The sequence below is a fragment of the Acidobacteriota bacterium genome, from assembly GCA_034211275.1.
Taxonomy (GTDB): domain Bacteria; phylum Acidobacteriota; class Thermoanaerobaculia; order Multivoradales; family JAHZIX01; genus JAGQSE01.
In genome coordinates this window covers 17,689-33,442 of sequence record JAXHTF010000028.1, presented here as the reverse complement: position 1 = coordinate 33,442, position 15,754 = coordinate 17,689, and the positions used below count along the sequence as shown (strand labels likewise).

At 67.3% G+C, this 15,754-nt stretch carries 10 protein-coding genes; all 10 read right to left on the bottom strand.

All coding sequences use genetic code 11. From position 1 onward, the window contains the following. Positions 1-27 precede the first annotated feature (27 nt). The 10 genes from SX243_07250 to rny all read right to left on the bottom strand — a co-directional run bounded on the left by SX243_07250 (position 28) and on the right by rny (position 15,677). Positions 28-1,092 (bottom strand): TauD/TfdA family dioxygenase, encoded by a 1,065-nt coding sequence (locus SX243_07250; GenBank protein ID MDY7092751.1) that lies wholly within the window; start codon positions 1,090-1,092, stop codon positions 28-30. A gap of 140 nt (positions 1,093-1,232) precedes the next feature. Continuing rightward, positions 1,233-2,255, bottom strand: coding sequence for a 2,3-diaminopropionate biosynthesis protein SbnA (sbnA, locus tag SX243_07245; protein MDY7092750.1), 1,023 nt, complete (start codon positions 2,253-2,255; stop codon positions 1,233-1,235). A gap of 318 nt (positions 2,256-2,573) precedes the next feature. Then, on the bottom strand, positions 2,574-5,429 hold the full coding sequence (locus SX243_07240) for a BamA/TamA family outer membrane protein (protein MDY7092749.1): 2,856 nt from the start codon (positions 5,427-5,429) through the stop codon (positions 2,574-2,576). A gap of 77 nt (positions 5,430-5,506) precedes the next feature. Then, positions 5,507-9,691 carry a translocation/assembly module TamB domain-containing protein gene (locus tag SX243_07235; GenBank protein ID MDY7092748.1) on the bottom strand — a complete coding sequence of 1,395 codons (4,185 nt, stop codon included), beginning with the start codon at positions 9,689-9,691 and terminating at the stop codon, positions 5,507-5,509. Between the two features lie 68 nt (positions 9,692-9,759). Then, a complete protein-coding gene (locus tag SX243_07230) occupies positions 9,760-10,737 on the bottom strand; it encodes an NAD(+)/NADH kinase (GenBank protein ID MDY7092747.1) in 978 nt (325 codons plus the stop codon). A 39-nt stretch (positions 10,738-10,776) separates the two neighbouring features. Beyond that, on the bottom strand, positions 10,777-11,568 hold the full coding sequence (locus tag SX243_07225) for a TlyA family RNA methyltransferase (protein MDY7092746.1): 792 nt from the start codon (positions 11,566-11,568) through the stop codon (positions 10,777-10,779). 191 nt (positions 11,569-11,759) lie between these two features. Then, positions 11,760-13,019, bottom strand: coding sequence for an O-antigen ligase family protein (locus SX243_07220; GenBank protein MDY7092745.1), 1,260 nt, complete (start codon positions 13,017-13,019; stop codon positions 11,760-11,762). Next, the gene (locus SX243_07215; GenBank protein MDY7092744.1) at positions 13,016-13,291 is read right to left on the bottom strand and encodes a Trm112 family protein; all 276 of its coding nucleotides are present in this window, start codon (positions 13,289-13,291) and stop codon (positions 13,016-13,018) included. The genes SX243_07220 and SX243_07215 overlap by 4 nt, the downstream gene beginning before the upstream one ends. A 29-nt stretch (positions 13,292-13,320) precedes the next feature. Next, positions 13,321-14,112, bottom strand: a complete 792-nt coding sequence (locus tag SX243_07210; protein MDY7092743.1) for a TIGR00282 family metallophosphoesterase — start codon at positions 14,110-14,112, stop codon at positions 13,321-13,323. 2 nt (positions 14,113-14,114) lie between these two features. Further along, positions 14,115-15,677, bottom strand: a complete 1,563-nt coding sequence (rny, locus tag SX243_07205) for a ribonuclease Y (GenBank protein ID MDY7092742.1) — start codon at positions 15,675-15,677, stop codon at positions 14,115-14,117. Positions 15,678-15,754 lie beyond the last annotated feature (77 nt).

The window sequence follows — 15,754 nt, the reverse complement described above, 5'->3', positions numbered from 1 at the left end:
TGCCCCTCCGTGCTCAAGCAGCCAGAGTCAAGAAACGGACTCCAGCTGCTCCCGGTTCATGGGCTGGGCCATGCCCACCAACACCTTGCGCTCGCCGGTGAAGGGAGCCCGGCCGTGGGCCACGTTCATGTTGTCCAACAACATCACGTCCCCCTTCTGCCAGGGGAAGGCCACCGTCTCGCTGGCGTAGACCTCCCGCAGATGCTCCAGCACTTCCGTCTCGATGGGAGTGCCGTCGCCGTAGCAAGTGTTGGTCGGTAGGTCGTCGACGTCGAACTCGGCCAGCAGCGCCTCCCGCACCTCGGGTTCGAGGGTGGTGATGTGGAAGAAGGTGGCGTGGTTGAACCAGGTCATCTCGCCGGTGAGGGGATGGCGGGCCACCGCTTGCCGCCGCGCGCGGGTGCGCAGCCGACCGCCCTCCTTCCACTCCACCTCGATGCCGGACTTGGCGCAGTGGGCCTCGACCTTGGCCTTGTCGGAGGTCTGGAAGACCGTCTTCCAATCGAGGCCGAAGCCGTCGCCGAAATTGCGCACGTACATCCAGCCCTTCTGGGCGAATTTCTCCCGCACCTCCGGCCGAATCTTCTGGTACACCCGCCGGCAGTCGGCGATGGGAGTCTCCCCGCCGGTCTCCGCCGGAATGTGGCAGTAGAAGAAGATCTTCAGCGGCCAGGCGGCCTGGTAAGAATTCTCGTTGTGAAGAAAGATCGGGTAGTTCGGCGGATAGTCCGTCGAGGTGTAGATATTGCCCGCCACCGCCGTGCGCGGCGAAGAGCGCTCGCGATACTCCAGGCTCTCCCCGGAGACGGCGGCGATCACCTCGTCCAGGTCCTCCGCGCTCTGTAGGCCGAAGCCCCGGAAGAGGATCCCGCCATGCTTGGCCAGACGATCCTCTACCAGCTGACGGTGATCCGACGCCCAGGCGGTGAGGCTGACCCCCTGCATGGCCGGGGTCACCACCAGCGGGAGCAGACGATCCGGCGAAAGCGGCTCCTCGCGCACCAGCGATTCGCCGGAGACGCGCACCGCTCGACGCTTCATCCCCCCCAGGCGGCTGCCCAGGGTCGGTTTCTTGATCTTGACTTCGCTCATGGCATTCTCTCTTTCTCAACCTTGCCGAGTTCGGGTCGCAAACCCAGTTGTCGAACCTCGAGCCGCTGTGGGAATCGCCTACGGCCTCTCGCCCCGATTCGAGCCGACGACCGTTTCTCGCCGGCGACAGACCTCCTTCGCTAGGAGCTGGTGTCCAAGGTCACCGTCGGCGCCGGCAGCGGCACCGACGCCCCCAAGCCATCCGACTCGGGGACCGGCTCGCCGCATTTCTCGCGCATCCATTCGTCGTTGTAGATGGTGTCCAGATAGCGCTCGCCACGGTCCGGCAAAATCACCACGCAATTGGCGCCGTCGGGAATCTGCGGCGCCAGCCGAAGGACGGCGGTGATCAAGCCGCCGGAGGAACCTCCCGCCAGGATCGCTTCTTCGGCCACCAGACGCCGGCAACCAACGACGCAGTCCATGTTGGATACGTGCACGCAGGCGACGACTTGGGACGGATTGCACAGAGGCGGGCGAAGACCGGCGCCCAATCCGGGGATGTAGCGCTCCGCCGGCTCGCTGGCGAAGATCTGACTGCCCAGGGCATCGACGGCGTAGATCTTGGTGGGGAGGCCGTGGCGCTCGACGAAGTCGGCGCAACCCGCCATGGTGCCGCAGGTGCTGGTGGCTAGGAAGAGATAGTCGAGGGGTCCATCCAGCTGCTCGACGATCTCCGGCATGGTCGAGGAGAAGTGGGCTAGCGGATTGTTCTCGTTGGCGTATTGATTGGGCCAGAAGGAGTTGGGGTGCTCGCTCAGAAGCTCCCGAACTCTCGCCAGTCGCGCTTGGAGGAATTCGCCGCTGATGGGATCCGGCTGATCGACATAGTCGACCTCGGCCCCATAGGCCTCGAGAACCCGGATATTTTGCGGCTGCGTTTTGCTGTCCACCACGCAGATGAACCGCAGGTCATGGTAGCGGCAGGCTTGCGCCAAACCTATCCCCATGTTGCCGGAGCTGGACTCCACAACCACCGCACCGGGGCTGAGAACACCGGAACGGAGGGCGGCATTGAGAATCGAAACCGCCGGCCGGTCTTTGATGCTACCGCCCGGATTCAGACCCTCGAGCTTCGCAAAAACACGAAACCCAAATTCACGGAAAAGCTTCTCGAGAGGGACCAAGGGGGTCCCCCCGATGACATCCAAGACTCCAGACACGATTTCCACCCCCCTGGCCTTCGTTGAGCGTGAACGACGCTAACCGTCCGCCAAAGCGAACAGCGCCGGCCGGAGTGGAACCCCAGATAGAAAAATCAAAAAATACGGCCTCGAGCCTCCATTGAAGCGAGTTCGAGCTTCTCTCAAGCCGCTCGAACGGGTTCACTGAAAATTCGACGCCCGGTCTAAAAGTACATCACAGATACGCAATCGCAACAAGGATCCAACATTGTCTACAGAATCTTTAGCGAAGCCTTCTTTACGACGAAGCGAAACAAATAACCCGAAGCCAACCGAGGGGGGAAAGATGCAGATATGTCAGAAGGGATTGCCGAAGGTCAGATGCACTTCCGTGCGGTCTTCCCCGGGCTCCTGATCGAAGTTGAAGCCCACCTCCAGGCGCACCGGTCCGATGGGGGAACTGTAGCGTAGGCCCACTCCGACGCCGTAGCGCAGCTGCTCCGGATCGACGTCCCGCCAGTCGCGCCAGACGTTGCCGACATCCGCGAAGACCGTGCCCCCGAGGGGACCGAGAATCGGGAAACGGTATTCCAGATTCGCCAACAGCAGACCGTTGCCACCCACCGGCAGCAGCTCCACGCCGCCGTCACCGGTGGGATCGGCGATGCGGGTGACGCCGGTGATGCCCAACAAGTCGCGGTCGAAGGAGCGGTGGGTGGTGCGACCACCGAGGAAGAAGCGCTCACCGATAGGCACCGGATTATCCACCTGATCCTCCGACAGGGGCACCGGCCCCAGCTCGTCCCCCACCGGCTCGATGGCTCCCATGCGCAGACTGGCAGCCACCACCCCGGCGCGCCCCAGGGGCAGGTAGTGACTCTGCTGGACGAAGAGCTTGAGGAAGTGGGCGTCGGTGGAGAACGCCGGGAAGGCGTATTGCAGCTGCAAGGTGGTGCTCCAACCCTCGGTGGGGTCGAAGGGATCGTCGCGGTGATCCAGCAGCAGGCTGGGGATCAGACTGGTGATCTCGATCTCCCGATCCTGGCGCTCGATACGGTCCAGGGAGCCTTCGACGTTCTCCAAATCGATATAGCGCAGATCCGCCACCAGGCCCCACCGGCGCCGGGGCAGCAGACGATAGGCTTCGATGCGCAGGCCTCGGCTGTCCTGGTCGAAGCTCTGACGATCCTCCAGGAAACTAAAGAGGGAATAGGTCACCGGGATGTCCCAGCGGAGCAGATAGGGCTGCTGGAGGGATACTCGGTAGAGCTGGTCCCGCTCGCTCAGCCGCGTGTCCATCTGCAGCGCCAGGGCGCGGCCGAAGAGGTTGCGGTGGCTGTACCCCAAGAGTCCCCGGACGCCGTCGTCGGAGTCGTAACCCAGGCCGTAGGAAACCCGCTGAGCGGTCCCCTCCTCCACCCGCACCACCACGTCCCGGTCGCGTCCCCCCACCTCGCCGGGCAGCAGCCGCACGTCCACCCGCGAGAAAACCCCCAGCCGGGACAGATCCCGCTGCACTTCCAACAGCTGCTGCCGCGACACCGGGCTGCCGGACTCCAGGTCGATGAAGCGGCGCAGGATGTCGTCGTCGGTCTTTTGATTGCCTCGCAGCACCAGCCGGTCGAGGAGCATGCGGGGGCCTTCCAGCACCTCCAGGGTGACGTCCACCAGGGTTTCGTCCAGCCAGTCCAGCCGCGGGGTGATCTGGACCCATTCGAAGCCCGCCCCCTGGTAGGCCAAGCGCAGCTGCTCCACCGCCTCCTCCACCCGCAGGGGGTGATAGGGCCCGCCTTCCTCCAGCGGTGGGGCGGGAGGCAACGCGCTCTCCGGCAGGTGCTCCACCCCGGAGCGCTGGAAGGACGCCACCAGCCGGCGGGGGCCCTCCTCGATGGGGACGGTCACTCGAAGGGTACCCTTGTCGGTTCCCGGCGCCAGCTCCTGAGAGATCGTCGGCTCTCCCACCTCGGCCTGCCAGAAACCCTCCAGGGCGTAGAAGCTTCGCAGGTTGTCCAGATCCTCCGCCAGCACATCGTCCACCAGGTAGCCGCTGCCGGGGAGCAGGCGACGCCGGGGCTGGGTGGCCATGAGGGCGGACAGACGAGCGTCCGCAAAGGATCGATTGCCCTCCAGCTCCAGCTCTTCGAGCGCCATGACCGGGCCGGGCTCGATCTCCACCACCACCGTCAGGGGCTGGTCCTCAACTGCCGTCTCCTCCGACGCCTCCCCCGATGCCTCACGGGCCTCCTCATAGGCCTCCACCTCAACGCGGTAATGACCCTTCTCCTGATAGTGGTTGCGCAGCCGGTCCCGGGTGCGGATCAACAGCGCCTGGTCATAGCCATCCTCGTCGAGAAACGGCAGCAGCCCCTTCCTCTCGAGCTTCTCCTGCTCCGCGCCGCGCACCACCACGGCCACCGGACGGCCGAGATCGACGTTGTAGGCGAGGTCCACCGCACCGTCCCGCAGGTCCGTTCGCGGAGCTTCCACCCGCACCTGCCGGTAGCCTTGCTGCACCAGATAGCGACGCAATCGCCGCGGATCCTCCTCCAGCCGGCGACTGTCGTACGGCTCTCCAGGGCCGGCGCGCAGCTGCTCTTCCAGCTCGACGGTGGAGAACGGCCCGAGGTCGCCGACCCATTGCACCTTCCCCACCAGGGTGCGGGGGCCGGGCTCGATGCCATAGACCACCACGACCCGCTGGGGGCCGTCTCCGGGACGCACCTGAAGCCGTGCCTGGGCCTCCAGGTAGCCGGCCTCCCGATGCTGCTCCTCGATGCGGTAGAGGCCCTGCAAGACCCGTCCTTCCATCAGCGGGTCGCCGGCCCGTTGTCCCAGCCGCGACCGCAGACGCTCCTCCGGCAGCTTTGGTTCGCCCTCCAATACGACCTCGGAGACGATGAGATGAGGCCACAGAGCCACCACCGCCACCACCTGGCCGTCCCGGGCGGGGTCGGGGCGGCGATAGATCGCCACCTCCGCCACCTCGCCGCTGGCCAGCAGCTCCCGAAGGCTGCGGCGCACGGTGCCTTCGGTGAGCCGGTCCCCGGGGCCGAAATCGAGGAGGTCGCGGAGGTGCTGCACCCGAGCCGAAGGGAGCTCGCTGCGCATCTCGACGGCGCTGATCCGGGGAGCTTCCCGCAGAGGAGTCTCGGCCTCCGGAGCGGCGTTCGCGGGCGTCTGAGCAGCCGTCGGCGCGGCGATTCCCAATGCCAAGAGCATCGCCCCGAGCAGTCCCCGTACCCAACGATTGGACCAACGACTGGGCCAGGGACGGCTGAGAACCGGGAAGCTCAAAACCGTTGATCCCACAGGGCGTCGACGGAGAAAGATCCGTCCCCGTTCTGGGTGAAGACCAGCACCAGATTCGAGGTCACCTGCCACTCCGCCTCCAAGATGTCCTCCTCGGTGGTGGAGGGATCCCGGGAGTAGGTGATGTAGAAGTCGTTGCTCAGCCGTTTGCCCACGGTCAGCCGCACGGACGAAGAACCGGTGCTGTTGGGCAGCGGGTCCACCCGCAGCTTGTCGAGACCGAAGAGCACATTGACCCGGTCGGTGATGGCGCTGGCGGCCTGGCCGTAGAGGAAGGCCTGGGCGTCCAGCTGCCCGTCGTCGGTGGAACCCGGCAGCGTCGGCCGGGCGTTGCGGTCCACCGGCGCGCCGCCGGCCACCAGGGCCATGAGGTCGAGCTGGGGGAGCGGCGGGTCGGAGTTGACATCCACCTCCAGCCGTTCGGGAGTGCCGGAGAGGTTGAGCACCACCTCGTAGCTGCGCACCCGGGAAGTGGCCACCAGGTCCACCACCGGCTCGGTGCGGTAGAGGTTGGCGAAGGTCACCAGGCCGCGCTCGATGCGGTATTCGTTGTCGGCGTAGACCAGGGTACCGCCGGGCTGCACGTCGATGGTGCCCAGGAGCACCGGCCGGGCCAAGGTTCCCCGCAGCTCCAGGTCCAGATCCCCCCGCAGATCGGCGGAGCGGTTGCGCACCCGCAGAGCCTGGGGAGCCTCGATGAGCAGATCCACCCGGGTACCGGCGAGCCATTCATTGGTCGACCCCACCTCCTGGCGCTCGGTCTCCAGCAGCCCCTGGATGGCGTTGCCCAAACCTACTTCCAAATCCTCCAGATAGCGCACCTGCTCCAGCTCCACCAGCCCCTGGAGATCCCGGCCGCTGTCGCTGGAGGAGAGCCACAGCTCGGCATCCCCCTGCTGCAACCAGCCCTCCGGGAAGAGCACCTTCAAATCCTCCAGATGAGTGTAGACCTGGTAGCCACCGATGCCGCCGTCGGGCTCCCGCTCCACCGTCCCCCGGGCGACGATGCGGCCGTCCCCCACCCGCGCTTCCAGATTCTCCAGCTCCGCCCGGTCCTGGTAGAAGGCGATGCGGGCGTTCAAGTCTTCCACCGCCTGGGGCACGGTGGGGATCACGAAGGGCTCCAGGGTGACCTGGGCCTGACCGTCGAGATAGGGCCCGTCCAAAGGCCCCACGAGGCGACCCAAGAGATCGAAGCGCCCCGGCGCCGCGAACTCTTCCGGCAGCCCCAACTCCACCACCACCGGCCGCAGCCAGAGCGTGCTGAGGCTGCTCTGCACCGATAGGTCCACCGTGCCCCCGGGGGCCAGCTCGAGAGCGCCGGTGGCGAAGAAGTCGCTCTCCCGTTCCCGGTTGCCCAGATAGAGGGAATCGACGGTGAGGCGGGTGCCCTGGAGGGTCGCCCGGGTGGGCTCCAGCTGCTCGATGAAGGCTCCGGAATAGCCGCCTTCCAGGCGATCCAGCTCCAGCTCCGCCACGAACTCCGAAGGCTCGGTCACCGGTCCCCGAACCCGCAGCCGGCCGGCGAGCTCGCCTTCCAGCTCCGGCACCGGCCGATCCGTCACCAGCTCCACCAAGCCCCGCAGCTCGGGGCTGGAGACGGCGAAGTCGAGAGCCGCCTGGCTGCGGTCCAGGGCCCCGCCGCCGGCGAAGCGCAGCAGCCCCAGCAGCTCTCCCTCGGCCTCCACCCGCTCACCGTCCCAGCTCGCCTCCAGCTGCGCCGCGGTCACCCCCGGCCGGGCCAGAGAGCGGCCCAGCACCTGCATTGCGTCCACCTCGCCGGCGAGCTCCACCCGGGGGTCCTCGAGGCTCCCACCGAGGGTCCCCTCGAGGCGCACGCGCCCCGCCAGCCCACCGCCCAGCAGGCTCGCCAACGGCTCACCGGCGAGCTCCAGCTCGGACTCCACATCCAAGTCCATGGCACCGGTCACCGGATCGAAGCTCCCCTGCACCTCCGCCGAGCCCGCTGCCGCGGTGACCATGAGCTTGCGAATGTCCAGGCCCTCTGAGTCCCAAGCCAGCTCCCCCCGAACCTCCTCCACCGAGCGTTCCAGCAGCTCCGCCGGTGCCACCGCCGCCCGGATGCGGCCGGAAAGATCCACTCCGTCCCCCACCAGAGACAGCCGGCCGCTCACCGGACCGGCGAGGGGCAAGTTCAGGTCGCGCCAATAGCCGATGGTGTTCAGAGGCCAGTCGAGGGCATCGAAGTCGAGCTCGATCTCCGGCCGCCGCGGCACGCCGTCCCCCACCGGTCCCGGGACGGCGGCGGTCTGGAAGACGAAGCCCTGAGCCGGAGCGCTGGGGCTCAGAGAACCTCCCGCAGCTCCTCCCGTGGGCCCCTGCGAGACTCTTTGGGAATCCTGGGGGCGCACCGTGCCGGTGATCAACAGCGCCGCCTCGCCTTCCATCAGCTCGACGCTCAGGTAATCCACCGAGCCGTTCTCCACCTGCACACTGCCCCGCACCCGCTCCGCCGCCACCTGGCTGGTGGCCACATCACGGAGGTTCAGCCGCGCCGCCAGGGTAGGGTCACCGCGGCTCACCGCCAGGCTCCCCTGGATCTGCCCTTCGCCGCTCTGGGGCACCCAGGGGGCTTCCGCATCGCCCCCCAGGAAGGGCAGCAAGAGGGCCGAAAGCTCCACCAGATCGTGGCTGTTGAGCTCGTAGTCGAAGGCTCCTTCCAAGCGCGCCAGGTCGTAGCTGCCACCGAAGAAGAGGCGCTGGCGCTCCGAGCCCAGCAGCACCGCCTGACTCGACACCAGCCCGTCCTCGATGGTCAGCGGTACGGTGCCCGCCAGGGCGACTCCTGGTCCCGAGGTGGGCGAGATTTCGAACTGTCCCCAGCCATAGCCTCGATCCCTCCCCTGCTGCACCGATCGATAGTCGAGCTCGCCGTCCACGACGCTGGCGAAGCCGGAGAGGGAAAGTCCCTCGGAGGCCAGCAGGCGATCCAGGGGCACGCCCCGGAAGTCCAGATCCACCTCCACCGGATAGGTCGGTGACTCCAGCTCCACCACCGCCCAGCCCCGGAGGTCGCCGCCGGCGTAGGAGCCCCGCTGCAGGTCCAGGTGCACCCGCTCGCGATCGGCGCTGAGCTCACCGCTCAAGCTCTCCAGCCGTCGCCCGGACCATTCCAGCTCCGGGGAAGATGCGGTGCCCTGATAGCCCCATTCACCGTCCCACGCCTGAAACACGCCTTCGGTGCGCAATGGGCCGCTGAGCTCACCGTTCAAATAGCCGAGGTCCGTGAGCACTTGGGAGCTGCCCCGCAGGGTCGTCTCCAGCTCTACCAGATAGCGCTCCGCCGCCCCGGACTCGCGCAGCGAGCGCCCCCAGGAAACACTGCCGGCGGCGTCCATGGAGAGACCTTCGCCCACCGCCCGCACCGAATCCAGGATCACCTCCCCCGGGCCGTAGCGGCCGTTGACGGTGACCTCCAGCGGATAATTCTCGGCCTGCGGCAGCCGCAGCTGCACCGACGCCGCCGTCGCCTGCCCCTGGAGCCGGCCCGGCCCTTCTCCCACCATCCGCGCCCGCACGTCCTGGGCGTTCAGGGTCAAGGGCCACTGCTGCTCCTCGAACTCCAGCACGCCATCCTCCACCAGCAGGGCGCCGATGCGCACCTGGCCGCCGTCCCCGGCCTCCGGCAGGGGCAGGTTGATCTCGCCCTCGGGATCCACGGTGAGCCGCAGATGAGGCCGCACCACCTCCACCTGGCGCAGCCGCCAGCGCCGCCGCCAGGGATTGAGGATCGCCCCCTCCAGCCGCAGCCGTTCCACCGTCAACACCGGCGGATCCCCGGTAGCCTCCGCCGCCACCCGCAGATCCTGCAGCTCGAGCACCGGCGGTAGGAGGGAGAAATCCACTTCCTCCAGGGTCACGGACCGCTCCAACGAGCTGCTCAGGCGATCCACCACCTGCAGGCGCAACGCCTCCCGCACCGCTGCGCTGCGCACCGACACGGTCCCTACGAAGACCAGGAATGCCAGCAGCGCGGCAATCCACAGGACCCCTCGAATCAGCCAACGCCGCAATGCCCGCCAGCGGCGGCCCTTGGGGCGTTCCTTGCCAGCCTTCGAGGCGGTGCCCCCACCGGGAGACGGACCGGGCGCAGAGTCCGGCGCAGGCTCCGGAGAAGCAGGCGTGCTGGAAGCAGGGCTCTTCATGCTGCAAGCCACCGCCGACGGCTAGCCGGCGGTGACTCCTGGTGCGGATAGGGACCGCGGGGATGGGCTCACGATTTCTTGGCCGGTTCGGAGGACAGGCCGCCCCAGCGCAGCTTGCCCCGCAGGCTGTCGTAGAAGGTTCGGTTCGACGTCTTCACCAGATGGATACACGAGCGGCTGCGGGTGATCTGCACCCGGTCGTGGTACGCCAGAGTGGTGCCCTCCTGGCCGTCGATGGTGACGAAGACCTCCTCGTCCCGAGTCTCCAACACCACCTCGATGCAGGCGTAGCTGGGCACCACCATGGGGCGCAGCGACAGGGTGTGGGGACAGATGGGGGCGAGCACCGTGGCGGGCAGCTGGGGGAAGAGGATGGGGCCGCCGGCGGAGAGATTGTAGGCGGTGGAACCGGTGGGGGTGGAGATGATCATGCCGTCGGCGCGATAGCGGGCCACCGGATGTTGATCGACGCTCAGGTTGAGCTCGACGATGCGCGAGCGCGCCCCCTTGGCGATGACCGCGTCGTTGAACGCCTGGAAACGCTGGGGCGAGCCGTCCTGGGGGAAGACGGTGACCTGGAGCAGAGAGCGCTCCTCGAGCTCGAAGTCACCGGAGAGGACCTTGACCAGGGTCGGATACAGCTCGGTGCGGCCTACCTCGGTGAGGAAGCCCAAATTCCCCAGGTTGACCCCCAGCAGCGGCGTGTCGCCGTTGAGCCGCCGAGCGACTCCCAAAAGGGTGCCGTCGCCGCCCAAAGCCACCACCAGGTCGTAGTCCCCGGAAGGGTCGAAGCAGCCGGTGGCTCCATTGCCCACCTGCGCCAAGGTGCGGGCGTCCAGGTGCACCTCCATCTGCCGCCGGCGCAGCCACTCCCCGAGCTCCCCGGCGACCCGCATGGCCTCGATCTCGGGCTTTGCCACCACGCCGACACGCCGAAAGCGAGTCTCTCCCAAAACCTCGCCAGCGCTCTCCCGGCGCTCCGGGTCTGGCGAGTCCGAGTCTGGTGCCGAAGGGTCGATGGGGCCGCGCTGCGATGGATGATCCACGATGATTTCGTCTCCTCGGCGCTCGTCCGCCGCCAACTCCTAAAGACCCGCCGGCTCCCGTTTCGTGCCTCGATCCACCAGCCGCCGGGCTGCGGGCCGCTGGAAGCACACCAGCTCCTCGCGATTCCCCGTCTTGCCGGGTACCGGCGAGTCCACTCTCCCTAGAAAGCGTAAACCGAGGCCGGACAATTCCTCGCGGCGCTCTTCCAGCACCTGCCGGCGCCGCGCTTCGTCCCGCACCACCCCGCCCTTGCCGACGCCGGAACGCCCGACTTCGAATTGGGGCTTGAGCAGAGCGATGAGGAGCCCTCCCTCCGCCACCAGGGGCAGCACCGCCGGCACCACCTTGAGCACCGAGATGAAGCTCAGGTCGAAGGTCGCCAGCTGCACCGCCTCGGGCAGGAAGCCCGGCTTCAGATAGCGGGCGTTGACCCCCTCGTGGACGATCACCCGCGGGTCTCGGCGCAATCGCTCGTCCAGCTGGTCGTGACCGACGTCTAGGGCATAGACCCGCTCCGCGCCCCGTTGCAACAGACAATCGGTAAAACCGCCGGTGGAGGCCCCGACGTCGAGGCAAACCCAGCCGGTAGGATCGACGGCGAAGGTCTCCAGGGCCGCTGCCAGCTTGCCGCCGGCGCGGGAGACGAACGGCTCCGCCGGACCCCGGATCTCCACCGGGGCGTCCTCCGCCACCGGTCGGGACGGCTTGTCCACGGTTCTGCCGTCCACCGCCACCACGCCACCCCGCACCGCCCGCCGTGCCTGCTCGCGGCTGCGAAACAGGCCGCGCTGGACCAGCAGCTGATCGAGGCGGGTGGCCGTCTCGGACATGGAACTCCCCGACGTTTGCGTTGCGGCAGCAAAATATCCAGCGCCGCCGGATGCCGCACCGGAATGGGCGATCATAGCATTCGCGGGTGCTTCAAGAGCGTTGGTGGGCTGGCGCCCACCCTACGGAAGAGGCGCTGCCCTGCGGTTGTAGGGTGGGCGCCAGCCCACCACGTCGACGGTCGAGCTTGAGGTCAGGACACGACTCCCGGTTCTTGCCCGGAGGCCCCGCTCATCTCCTCGGGGCTGGCTTCCTCGGAGCTGGCTGGGCCCAAACAAAACGGCACCACCAGCACGAAGAGCACCAGCCGTTGAACTTCCGTATCGGCCCAATTGTCCTCGAACAGGCCGGCGATGGTGAAGGCCACCAGGGTTAGCAGCACGCCGTAGTAGAGGTCCGCCCGCGGCGAGGCCCGGCCGCCCTCCGCCCGCAGTCGCCGCCACGCGGTCCAACCACTCCAGCCGAAGAGCGCCACCAGCACCGCCAGCGACGCCAGCCCGCGCTCGGCGGCGATGTTGAGCCAGCTATTGTGCAGGTGGGGTACCCAATAGCGGGTGGCCGAAGGATGGCGGTAGATGGCGTAGCGTTCCGGCACCATCTCCGGGCCGAGCCCCAGCAGGGGCCGGTCCGCCACCATGTGGGCGCCGGCGTAGACCATGCACAGACGATCGTAGTTGGAGGGATCCCGCAAATCGAAGATCGAGCCCACCCGCTGCAGGATGGGCACCGGTGCCAAGAGCAGGATGATCAGCCCCACCGGCAGATAGGCGAGGAGCAACTTCGGCGCCCGCACCAGCGCCAGCAGCGTCAGCACCACCGCCAGGGCAACCCAGGCGTTGCGGGTGTAGCTGACCAGCAGGGCGGCGTTGATCGCCACCAGCGCCCCCCAGGCCCAGAACCGCCGCCGACCGTCGCCGAAAGCCAGCCAGGCAAGGAGCAGGCAATCGCACACCAGCAGTACCCCGGAAAAGGTCATGTAGTGGGACAGGGAGCCGCGGATGCGGTGCTCCAGGTTGTCGTAGCCGAAGGCGTATTGCACCAGGCCGGCCAGGGCCAGCAGCCCACCGAGGATCACCAATCCCTGCACCACCCGCCGGACGCTACGCTCCCGACGCAGCAGGAGCACGGCGAGCACCGGCGTCGCCAGATTGAACACGTCGCTCAGGGAGCGGGAGCTGACCCGGGGATCGTAGGAGAAAAGGATCGAGGCGCCCAAGAGCAGCACGTAGCAGCCCAACAAGAGCAGCCATCGGCGGGCCTGGGGGGACAGCCGCAGCCGATCCTTGCTGCGGTCCACGGTCCACGGCGCGGCCAGGACGCTGAGGCCCAGCAGAACGTTGGACCCCGCGATGCTGAACAGGGTCAGCAGATGGGCGGTGAACAGCCCCCGGCCCAGGCGCCGGCGCTGACCAAGCGACGGGGACGGGGACGGCGAGCCGTGGGCTTCGGTCAAGAGGTCGCGGACTCTTCGCCGGCATCCCCGAGAACCGTGGCGGGGAGCGCCTCGTCGATGAGCATCACCGGGATGTCGGAGACGATGGGATAGACCAGAGACGAATCACGGCTCAACAAACCCTGCTCCACCACCGGTTCCTCGTCCCGGAAATGCTCGCGGTATTTCTCCGCCAGGGTTCGGCGCACCTCCACCGGCAGCTCCACCAGCTCCAGCTCACCCCGGCTCTTGGGGCAGCGCAGGATTTCCAACAATTCCGCATCAACGGCCATGGCTTCTCCTTTCCACGCTGGGTACAGGCTCAGGGCCCGTGATCCGGCACCAGCAGGCGCCGCACCGACTGAGCTTGACCGGTGTCTTCGTCGATGTCCAGCACCGCCGCCGCCAGCCGCACATCCCCCTTGGCCACTTCCAGCCGGCTGCCGGTCTGGAGCAAAAATCGCTGCAGCGACTTCTGCGCCGAAAAGCCGATGATGCCATCGTAGGGGCCGGTCATGCCGACATCGGTGATCAGGGCGGTACCGCCGGCCAGAATGCGTTCATCCGCCGTCGGCACGTGAGTGTGGGTGCCTAGCACCGCGCTCACCCGGCCATCGAGATAGAAGCCCATGGCCTGCTTCTCGCTGGTGGCCTCGGCGTGGAAATCCACCAGCACCACCTTGACCTCCGAGGGCAGCTCCGCGAGCAACCGGTCGGCGATGGTGAAGGGGGAGTCCAGGTCGCTCATGAACACCCGGCCCTCGAGATTGAGGGTCGCCACCGGGATACCCGCAGCGGTCTCCCCGACGTGGACGCCGTGCCCCGGATTGCCCTCCGGGTAGTTAGCCGGCCGCAGAAGATTGGGCACCTCGTCCAGCAGCGGCAGCCCGTCCCGCTTGTCCCAGATGTGATTGCCCGAAGAGAAGCAGTCGATGGGCAGCTCGGAGAGCTCCGCCAGCACCGACGGCGTGATTCCGAAACCGCCGGCGGAATTCTCGATATTGACCACGGTGTAGTCGATGCCGTGCTGGTCCACCAGCCCGGGGAGCATGCGCTGCAGAGCCCGGCGGCCGGGCTTGCCGATGACGTCGCCGACGAAAAGTAGCTTGATCATGACTAGCGAGCGTACTCCACGGCGCGGGTCTCACGGATCACCGTCACCTTGATTTGACCGGGATAGGTGAGCTCTCCCTCGATCTTCTTGGCGATGTCCTTGGACAGCCACAGCGCCTCTTCGTCACCGAGGCGCTCGCTGTCGACGATGATGCGGATCTCCCGGCCGGCCTGGATGGCGTAGGTCTTCTGGACCCCGCGGAAGCCGGCGGCGATCTGCTCCAGGTTCTCCAACCGCTTGACGTAGGTCTCCAGAATCTCGCGGCGGGCTCCGGGGCGGGCGGCGGAGAGGGCGTCGGAAGCGGTGACCAGCACCGCCTCCACGGTCTCCGGATCGTAGTCGCCGTGGTGGCAGGCCATGGCGTGGATCACTTCCTCGGTCTCGCCGAACTTGCGCAGCAGCTCGATACCCAGCTCCAGATGGGAGCCTTCCATCTCCCGATCCACCGCCTTGCCGATGTCGTGAAGCAAGCCGGCGCGGCGGGCGACGTGGACGTCGGCCTTGAGCTCCGAGGCCATCACCCCGGCGAGGAAGGCCACTTCCTTGCTGTGCTTGAGGACGTTCTGACCGTAGGAGGTGCGATAGCGCAAGCGCCCCAGGAGCTTGACCAGCTCCGGATGGACGCCGGAAATGTTGAGCTCCAGCAGCGAGGCCTCGCCCTCCTGGCGGATGCGGTCGTCGAACTCCGCCTTGACCTTCTCCACCACCTCTTCGATGCGCGCCGGGTGAATGCGGCCGTCGCTGATCAGACGGTCCAGGGCCACCTTGGCCACCTCCCGGCGCAGCGGGTCGAAGTTGGAGACGATCACCGCCTCCGGGGTGTCATCGACGATGAGATCGACGCCGGTGGCCATCTCCAGAGCGCGGATGTTGCGCCCCTCGCGGCCGATGATGCGTCCCTTCATCTCGTCGTTGGGCAAGACCACCACCGACACCGTGGTCTCGGCGACATAATCCGACGCCGCCCGCTGGACGGCGATGCCGATGATCCGCTGAGCTTCTTTTTGAGCGTTTTCCCGCGCCTCGTCCTCGATGCGCTTGATCAGGCGGGCGGACTCGATGCGCGCGTCCCCCTCCGCCAGCCGCACCAGCTCTTCCCGAGCCTGTTGGGCGGTGAGACCGGAGATGCGCTCCAGCTTCGCCTCCTCTTCGGCGATGAGCCGGTCGAGGCGCGTCTGGTTCTTCTCCAGGCTGCGCTCCAGCTGGGTGGACTCCCGCTCGCGGGCGGCGAGATCCTTCTCCCGCTGGGCGGCCTCGTCGGACCGCTTGTCCAGATTGTCTTCGCGCTGGGTGAGACGGCGCTCCATGGCCTCCAGCTCGGCGCGCCGCTCCCGGGATACCTTTTCGAATTCGGTGCGGGCCTGGAGCAGCTTCTCCTTCGCCGCTACCTCGACCTCGCGCAGCTTGTTGGCCGCCTGCCGCTCCGCATCCATCTCGATGCGGTCGGCCTTGGCCTGAGCCTCGCGCAGTACCAAAGTGGACGCCCTGCGGAGCCAGAGCCACCAACCGATGAGCACCAGCACCGCGGTCCCGACCACAGCCGCGACCAAAGCGATCGTTTCCACTTGGACACCCCTCTCCTGTAGGAAACAGGGGGGTGCGGGTATGCCAGGAGTTTGTCGTCTAGGTCTTCGAAGTCACT